This is a genomic window from Nocardia sp. NPDC005366 (genome assembly GCF_040606855.1).
Taxonomy (GTDB): Bacteria; Actinomycetota; Actinomycetes; order Mycobacteriales; family Mycobacteriaceae; genus Nocardia.
In genome coordinates this window covers 19,493-28,745 of sequence record NZ_JBEXFQ010000059.1, presented here as the reverse complement: position 1 = coordinate 28,745, position 9,253 = coordinate 19,493, and the positions used below count along the sequence as shown (strand labels likewise).

2 protein-coding genes are annotated in these 9,253 nt (G+C 68.6%); both read left to right on the top strand.

Annotation, left to right across the window (positions count from 1 at the left end; genetic code table 11):
- Positions 1-3,978, top strand: a 3,978-nt coding sequence (locus ABZS43_RS35110) for a type I polyketide synthase (RefSeq protein WP_355040314.1), incomplete at its 5' end; no start/stop codon positions are given.
- A complete protein-coding gene (locus tag ABZS43_RS35105) occupies positions 3,975-9,251 on the top strand; it encodes a type I polyketide synthase (protein ID WP_355040313.1) in 5,277 nt (1,758 codons plus the stop codon). The genes ABZS43_RS35110 and ABZS43_RS35105, both read left to right, overlap by 4 nt.
- The last annotated feature ends 2 nt before the right edge of the window (positions 9,252-9,253 follow it).

The following is a 9,253-nucleotide window of genomic DNA, read 5'->3' as shown; positions in this document are numbered from 1 at the left end:
GCGCGGGAGTGGCCGCGATATGGTCGTCCGCGGCGTGCGGGGGTGTCGTCGTTCGGGATTTCGGGTACCAACGCCCACGTCATCCTCGAAGAGGCACCGGACACCGAAACCGTCGTGCTGGAATCCGATCGGACACGGATCAGCCCCATGCCCTGGGTGCTGTCCGGGAAGACCGCCACGGCATTGGCGGCACAGGCCGCGCGACTGTGCCGATTCGTCGCCGATTCGGACGTCTCGGCGGCAGCAGTGGCGGAGTCGCTGACGCGACGCACCCTCTTCGACCACCGCGCGGTGGTGTCCGGCAGCGACCTGCTCGAACTGGTCGCCGGGCTGGAATCGTTGTCGGCCGGGCGTCCACGAGCGAACGTGGTGTCGGGACAGGTGTTGCCCGGACGCACAGGTGTGCTGTTCTCGGGGCAGGGCTCGCAGCGGCTGGGCATGGGTCGTGAACTGGCCGATGCGTTTCCGGCCTTCGCAGCGGCGCTGGACGAGGTCGTCACCGAGTTGGATCGATGGCTGGATCGACCACTGCGCGAGGTGATGTGGGGTTCCGATGAAGCCCTGTTGGAATCGACTCGCTACGCACAACCGGCCTTGTTCGCCGTCGAGGCCGCACTTTTCGGCTTGCTGCGGTCTTGGGGTGTGACCGTGGACGCGGTGGCAGGCCATTCGGTCGGCGAGATCACTGCGGCCCATGTGGCGGGGGCATTGTCGCTGCCGGATGCCGCGCGGTTGGTGGTGATGCGGGGGCGTTTGATGCACGAATTGCCCGCAGGCGGGGTGATGGTGGCGATCCAGGCCGAAGAGTCGGAGATCACCGAGTTCCTCTCGCCAGAGGCGAGTTTGGCGGCGGTGAATTCCCCGACTTCGGTGGTGGTGTCGGGCGCCGCCGGGGCGGTGGAATCGGTGGCGGCTGTCTTCGCGGAGCGCGGGCGCAAGACGTCACGGTTGCGGGTGTCTCATGCTTTTCATTCGCATTCGATGGCGCCGATGCTCGAGCGGTTCGCCGCCGAGATCGCGGGAATCACGGTGTCCCGGGCACGAATCCCGGTCGTATCCAACGTAACCGGACAGTCTGTCGCGGACGACTGGGCGACACCCGGCTACTGGCGGGAACACATCGTTTCTCCCGTCCGGTTCTCCGACGGTGTGACCGCCATGGTCGAATCGGGGGTCACCCGCTTCCTCGAGCTGGGTCCGGGTGGCGCGCTCACGGCGATGGTGGCCGAACACATCGACCCCGGCTCGGCGGTGGCCGCGGCGGCAATGCGGACGTCGATCCCGGAACCGGTCGCGGTGTCGGCGGCGCTCGCCCGAGTATTCACGAGGGGTGCCGAGGTGGACTGGCCGACCGTGATCGGCGGCCGTCATGCGGCACGAATATCTCTGCCACCGTACCCATTTCAGAGAGATCGGTACTGGCTGACCCCGGCACGGCGGGAGAATGCGACGGGGCTCGGCTTGCGTGACCCGGGCCATCCCCTCCTCGGAGCGGTCATGGACAGCGCGCAGGAGCACGGCGTCGTGCTGTCCGGGCGCCTGTCCCTGGCCGAGCAACCGTGGCTGGCCGACCATGAGGTGCTGGGCCAGGTGTTGTTTCCGGGCACCGGCTTCGTAGACCTTGCCCTGCGCGCGGGTGAAGAGGTCGATTGCCACGGTCTGTCGGAGTTGACCCTGCTCACGCCATTGGTTCTGCCCGGCGACGGCGCGGTCCGGATCCAAGTGGTGGTGCGGGCGAACGAGGGGTCACGGGAACACTCGGTATCGGTCTACTCCCGTGCCGAGGACGCGGCCGAGTGGACGTTGCACGCCCGCGGTCTGGTGGGTGAGCCGACCGAGCTCGATGACCCGTTCGACTGGGAAGTCTGGCCGCCCGCGGGCGCCGAACCGGTGGATACGGAGTCGGCCTACGACGTACTGGCGGATCTCGGTTTCGGATACGGTCCGATGTTCCGGGGGCTGCGGTCGGCATGGCTGCGCGAGGGCGAGGCGTTCGCTGAAGTCGAGTTGGGAAAGGGCGCTTCGGGTGCAGGGTTCGTGGTGCACCCGGCGCTGCTCGACGCCGCTATGCACACCTCGTTGCTGACGGGCGGCCGATTGGTGCTGCCGTTCGCGTGGTCGGGGGTGAGGGTGCCCGCACGGGGTGCGGATCGGCTGCGGGTCCGGGTCGTGACGATCGGGGAGGAGTCACGCTCGGTGCAGGCGGCAGACGAGGCGGGTCGACCGGTGCTGTCGGTGGTCTCGCTCGCCGGGCGCGTGGCATCGCGGGACCAGCTGGTCGCCGGTGGGGTGCGGGACGCGCTCTTCGGCATCGAATGGAGCCCGGTCTCCCTGCCCGCGACCACCACCCCGGTACGGACCGCCGCATGGCGGGCAGGTGCCGAGCCCGATCCGGCGGCCGAGCTCGTGCTGTTGCGGGCCGACGGGGACGGCCGGATGTCGCCGCGCGATCGCGTCACCGGCGTGCTCGCGATCTTGCAGGCATGGCTGGCGGACAAGCGTTTCGAGCGGTCGCGCTTGGTCGTGGTGACACGAGGCGCGGTGGGTCTGCCGGGTGCGGACGTCGAGGACCTCGCGGGAGCGCCGATCTGGGGTCTGGTGCGTGCCGCGCAAGCGGAGCATCCGGGTCGGATCTTCCTGGTCGACAGCGACTCCGACGACCCGGACGTCTCGGCGGCAGCGGCGACCGGCGAACCCGAGATGGCGCTGCGCGACGGCAACGCCTGGATACCGCGGTTGACGCCGATCGCCACATCGGGCACGCCCGCGCCGATCGAAACCGACGGCACCATCCTGATCACCGGCGGCACCGGTGGATTGGGCGCCGTGCTGGCGCGGCACCTGGTGCGGGCGCATGACGCGAAACACCTGCTGCTTCTGAGCAGACAGGGAATCTCGGCTCCGGGGGCGGAGGAGCTGACCGCGGAACTGACCGCCGCCGGAGCCTCGGTGCGGATCGAAGACTGCGATGTCGCCGATTCCACGCGGCTGCGCGAGATCTTGGGCACGATCCCCGCTCACACGCCGTTGACTGGCGTCATTCATACCGCGGGGGTACTCGATGCCGGAATGATCGGCTCCCTGACGCCCGAGCGTGTGGATGCGACGCTGCGCGCCAAGGTTCACGGCGCGTGGAACCTGCACGAGCTGACCGCGAATTCGAACCTTCGCATGTTCGTGCTGTTCTCCTCGGTCGGCGGTCAGATCCTCGCAGGCGGCCAGGGCGGGTACGCCGCTGCCAACGCATACCTGGACGCGCTGGCCACCCATCGCCGCGCACATGGCCGGGTCGCCACGGCACTGGCTTGGGGACCTTGGGCCGACATGCGGATGGGCGCCGACATCACCGATCAGCAAATGCGCCGGATCCGCCGTCAAGGCGTCATTCCATTGAGCACGACCCAGGGGCTCGCGCTGTTCGATATCGCTCTCGCCCAGTCGAATCCGATGCTGACACCGGTCCGGATCGATCGCGCCGCCCTCGGTGTGCGCACCGAGGAGCTGCCCGCCCTGCTGCGCGGACTCGTCCGGACCACGTCGCGCCGGGACACCGTCGCCTGTCCATCGTCGGCGGAGATGTTCCGGCGGCTGGATGATCCCGAGCGGCAGGACCGGCTCCTGGACCTGGCTCTGGACACGGCTGCCGAGGTGCTGTCCTACGGGGCTGGTTCGGATCTCGCCGCCGACAGCGCTTTCCAGGACCTCGGCTTCGATTCCCTGAGCGCGATGGAATTCCGCAACAAGATCAAGTCGGCGACGGGGCTGCCGGTACCCGTCACCGCGATCTTCGACTACCCGACGCCACGCGATCTGGCGAAATACCTGACCGCGCAGTTCGGCGAGGGCGAACCAGCGCCGCAGGCCGAAGCGGCGGCAGTGCCGTCACCCGGCCCGGAATTCGAAAGCATGGATGCGGGCGAGCTGGTGCGGCGATTCCTCGAACCGCGGCCCGACGCCATGGAAGGCGTTCAATCATGACCTCGAACGAAGAACTGCTTCAAGCCCTTCGCACTGCGGCCCGGCAGCACGACACCCTGTTGCGTGAGAACGCCGAATTACGTCGGCGCGTGTCGGAACCCATCGCGATCGTTGGCATGGCCTGCCGATTTCCCGGCGGAGTGAATTCCGCGGCCGAACTGTGGGAGGCCGTGAACGACGGCCGTGACCTGGTAGGCGAGTTCCCCACCGATCGTGGCTGGGACATCGAGCGCCTCTACGATCCGGAACCGGGCAAGATCGGGACGACCTACACCCGCTCCGGCGGATTCCTCTCCGGAGCAGCCGAATTCGATGCCGACTTCTTCGGCATCGGTCCCCGCGAGGCCGTAGCGATGGATCCGCAGCAGCGCCAGCTCCTCGAGGTGTCCTGGGAAGCGCTCGAGAATGCGGGCATCGACCCGAAAGCTCTGCGGGGCAGCGATACCGGCGTTTACATCGGATCCTTCTCGTGGGACTACCTGCCGCGCATGGGTGAGGTCGCGCACGAGCTGTACGACTACATCCTGACCGCCAACGGCGGATCCGTCCTGTCCGGACGAGTCGCTTACCTGCTGGGTCTCGAAGGGCCGACGGTTATGGTGGATACGGCCTGTTCGTCGTCCCTCGTGGCATTGCATCTCGCCGCGCAGGCCGTGCGGGCCGAGGAATGCGGGCTGGCGCTGGTAGGCGGCGTCACGGTGATGTCCACTCCCGGCATGATGCTGGGTTTCGCGCGGCAACAGGGACTCTCACTCGACGGGCGCTGTCGTTCCTTCGCCGACGAGGCGGATGGGGTGGGGCTCTCGGAGGGCGTGGGTGTGCTGGTGGTCGAACGGCTGTCGAGAGCGCGCGAGCTGGGACACCCGGTACTGGCCGTGATCGCCGGTTCGGCGGTGAACCAGGACGGGGCGTCGAACGGCTTCACCGCCCCCAATGGTCCTTCCCAACAGCGAGTGATCCGGAAGGCATTGGCGAACGCCGGGCTCGGCGTCGCGGATGTGGCCATGGTGGAAGCTCACGGTACGGGCACCACGCTCGGCGACCCGATCGAGGCCCAGGCACTGTTGGCGACCTACGGTCAGCGTGCGGACGGGGATCCGTTGTGGCTGGGTTCGATCAAATCGAACATCGGCCACACTCAGGCCGCCGCGGGTGTCGCGGGTGTGATCAAGATCGTGCAGGCGTTGCGCTTCGAGCGCATGCCCGCGACCCTGCACGCGAAAGCGGCGACACCGCACGTGGACTGGACGGCGGGCCGCGTCGAGTTGCTCACCGAGGCCCGCGACTGGCCCGCCGACGGCGGTCCCCGGCGGGCGGGGGTGTCGTCGTTCGGACTGTCGGGAACCAATGCCCATGTGATCGTCGAGGAAGCGCCACCGGCATCCGATACGGTCGCGGTGGATCCTGATTCGCGTGAGTCCGTGCTGCCGTGGGTGTTCTCGGGAAAGACGGCCGCGGCCCTGATGGCACAAACCGGGCGCGTTCTGGACTATCTCGCCACCGCCGAACCGCAGGCCGCCGATGTGGCGGTGTCGTTGGCGCGGCGTTCGATGTTAGATCACCGTGCCGTCGTGCTCGGCGCAGGGACCACGGAACTGATGACCGGTGCGCGGGCGGTGCACAACGGTCTGCCTCATCCGGATGTGGTGTCCGGTCGTGTGCTGTCCGGGCGGACAGGGGTGCTGTTCTCCGGGCAGGGTTCGCAGCGGTTGGGTATGGGTCGTGAACTGGCCGAGGCGTTTCCGGCCTTCGCGATGGCGTTGGACGAGATTCTCGCCGAGGTGGATCGGTGGCTGGATCGTCCGCTGTGCGAGGTGATGTGGGGGTCGGATCAGTCGTTGCTGGAGCAGACCGAGTACGCGCAGCCCGCCTTGTTCGCGTTCGAAACGGCGCTGTTCGCGCTGCTGCGGTCATGGGGACTGACCGTGGACGCGGTGGCCGGTCATTCGGTGGGCGAGATCACCGCGGCGCATGTGGCCGGGGTGTTGTCGCTGCCGGATGCCGCGCGGCTGGTGGTGGTGCGTGGGCGTTCGATGCAGGAGTTGCCCGCGGGCGGGGCAATGGTGGCGATCGAGGCGGATGAGTCGGAGGTCGCCGAATTCCTCTCGGCGGAAGTGAGTCTGGCGGCGGTGAACTCCCCGGCTTCGGTGGTGGTGTCGGGTGCCGCCGAGGCGGTGAAGTCGGTGACGGCGGTTTTCGCGGGCCGCGGACGTAAGACGTCGCGGCTGAGCGTGTCCCATGCTTTTCATTCGCATTTGATGGAGCCGATGCTCGAGCGGTTCGCCGCCGAGATCGCGGGAATCACGGTGTCCCGGCCCCGCATTCCACTGGTATCGAACGTGACCGGGGAACGTGCCGGGGACGGCTACGCCGAGGTCGGCTACTGGCTGGACCATGTCCGTCGACCGGTTCGGTTCGCCGATGGGGTGGCCGCCATGGCTGCCGCAGGCGTCACCCGGTTCCTGGAGATCGGCCCCGATCCCTCGCTGACACCGATGGTGGGCCACAGCGTCGATGGCCGCGCTGCGCGAGCCATGGCCACCGCGCGCCGTGGCGCCGACGAGGTCACCGCGGTGCTGGCCGGCCTGGCGGATCTGTTCGTCGCCGGCGGTACGGTGGATTGGCAGAGGGTCACCGCGTCGCGGGGCGGGCGGTGGATAGCGCTGCCGCCGTACGCTTTTCAACATCAGCGATTCTGGCTGACGCCGCAGCCGCGCACCGACGCCACCGGTCTCGGGCTGAAGGGTGCGCAGCACCCGCTGCTGAGTGCGGTGATGGAGTCGGCCCTCGACGAAGGGGTCACGTTCACCGGCAGCATTTCCCTGGCGACCCATGCCTGGCTGGGTGACCACACGGTCCTGGGGCAGGTGGTGTTCCCGGGCGCCGGGTTCGTGGAACTCGGCCTGCGCGCGGGCGTAGAGGTCGGCTGTGACACGTTGTCGGAGTTGACGATCCTGAGTCCCCTGGTGCTTCCCGAGACCGGTGCGGTGCGAATTCAGGTGGTGGTCGGTGCGGAAGCGACCGGACCCACGGTCTCGGTGTTCTCCAGTGCCTCGGGCGAATCCGAATGGACACCGCATGCCCGCGGGGTACTGGCTTCCGGTGGCATGATCGGATCCACCGATTGGACGGTATGGCCGCCCGCGAACACCGAAACGCTGGATGTGGGACCGGCCTACGGGGTGCTCGAAGCGCTGGGCCTCGACTACGGGCCGGTGTTCCGTGGTCTGCGATCGGCATGGCGGCGCGGTGACGAGATCTTCGCGGAGATCGAATTGAGCGACGCGGCTTCGACGGCTGGGTTCCTGATGCATCCGGCTTTGTTGGATGCCGCCATGCACGCGTCGCTGCTGGCTGGCGGGCAGCTCGTATTACCGTTCGCGTGGTCGGGCGTGACGGTCCGCGCCGGCGCCGCGACCCGACTGCGGGTGCGGGCCGAGGTGATCGGTGACCGTTCGCTGTCTGTCGAAATGGCGGACGAGGCCGGCCATCCGGTACTGGCGGTGAGTTCGGTGGTCGGTCGCCCGGTGTCGCGAGAACAACTCGCCGCCGGAGGCCTGCGGGATTCCCTGTTCGGTATCGAATGGTCGGCCCCCGGACGCCCGGCCACGCCTGCGGGGCCAGCACCGGCGGAGATTCTGGATTGGCCGCCGAGTGAACCCGAGGTCGGCACCGCCGATGCGTTCGTGCTGCGGTGCGTTCCGGATTCGCGCACCGATGCCGTGCAACTGCGGCGCCGGGTCGGCGGTGTGCTGGAGGTCTTGCAGGCATGGCTGGCGGATCCGCGCTTCGAACGGTCGCGGTTGGTGGTGGTGACCCGAGGTGCGGTCGGTCTGCCCGCCGCCGAGGTGAACGATCTGGCAGGCTCGCCGGTCTGGGGCTTGGTGCGAGCCGCGCAGTCGGAGCATCCGGGTCGCATCGTCCTGCTCGATGCCGATATCGATGATCCGAACGTGGCGGCCGTGCTCGCCACGAACGAACCCCAGGTCGTCCTGCGCGACGGCCGGATGTTGGTGCCGCGACTGGCGCCGCTCACCGCACCCGCCGATTCGGCGGAGGTGGACGCCGGCGGCACCATCCTGATCACCGGCGGCACCGGCGGTCTCGGAGCACTGGTCGCACGTCATCTGGTGCTCGCGCACGGCGCACGCGCCCTGCTGCTGCTGAGCAGACAAGGGATGTCGGCTCCGGGTGCGTCCGAGCTGTACCGCCAGCTGACGACCGCCGGTGCGTCGGTGCGGATCGAGTCGTGTGATGTCGCCGACCCCGTTCGACTGCGCGAAATACTGGAGGGCATACCTCCGCACGCACCGCTGACCGGTGTCGTCCACACCGCAGGCGTGCTCGACGACACCGTGGTGACGTCGCTGACCCCGTCCAGAATCGATACGGTCTTCGCTCCGAAGGTCGACGGCGCCTGGAATCTGCACCGGCTGACCGTGGATTCGAACCTCACGATGTTCGTCCTGTACTCGTCGGTGTCGGGTGTTTTGGGTGGTCCAGGCCAGGGAAACTACGCCGCCGCGAACGCGTTTCTCGACGCCCTCGCCGCCCACCGGCGAGCCCGTGGGCTGGCCGCCACCTCGCTGGCCTGGGGCCCCTGGGCGCCGGAGGGAATGGCCGCGCGCCTGGCCGAGGCGAAGCGCGGCCGATTGAACCGGTCGGGCCTCGTGGAATTGACGGCCGCCGAGGGCCTGAGCCTTTTCGACCGGAGCCTCGCGTCCGGGGAAAGCCATTGTGTACCCGCGCATCTGGATCGAGCCGCGCTGGCGGTGCTGTTGCCCGCGCCACCGATCTTCGATCGGATCCTGCGACGTGACCGTCGTGCGGTCGAGCGTGGCGGTGGGCAGGCCGCCGCCCTGCGGGCAATGGATCCGCCGGCACGTCGGCGAACGCTGCTCGACCAGGTGCGCGGGCACGCGGCGGCGATCCTCGGCCACGCGGGCGCGCATCTCATCGACGCCGATCGGCCATTCCAGGAAATGGGCTTCGACTCTCTGACCGCGGTCGAATTCCGAAATCGGCTGGGCGCGGCCATTGAGGCCGATCTGCCCGCCACGCTCGTCTTCGACTACCCGACACCGCACGCCTTGGCGGACCACCTCGCCGAACTCGTGCAACCGGCGGGCGCCGCCGATTCCACGCAGCCGCAGCGGCACCGGACCGAGACGGCAACCAGCGCGAGCATCGCCGCGACGACCGGCCGGATCCGGGAAATGAACGAAGAAGACCTGATCCGCCTCGCACTCGGCGAAGCGCGCGGCGAAAAGTAGGC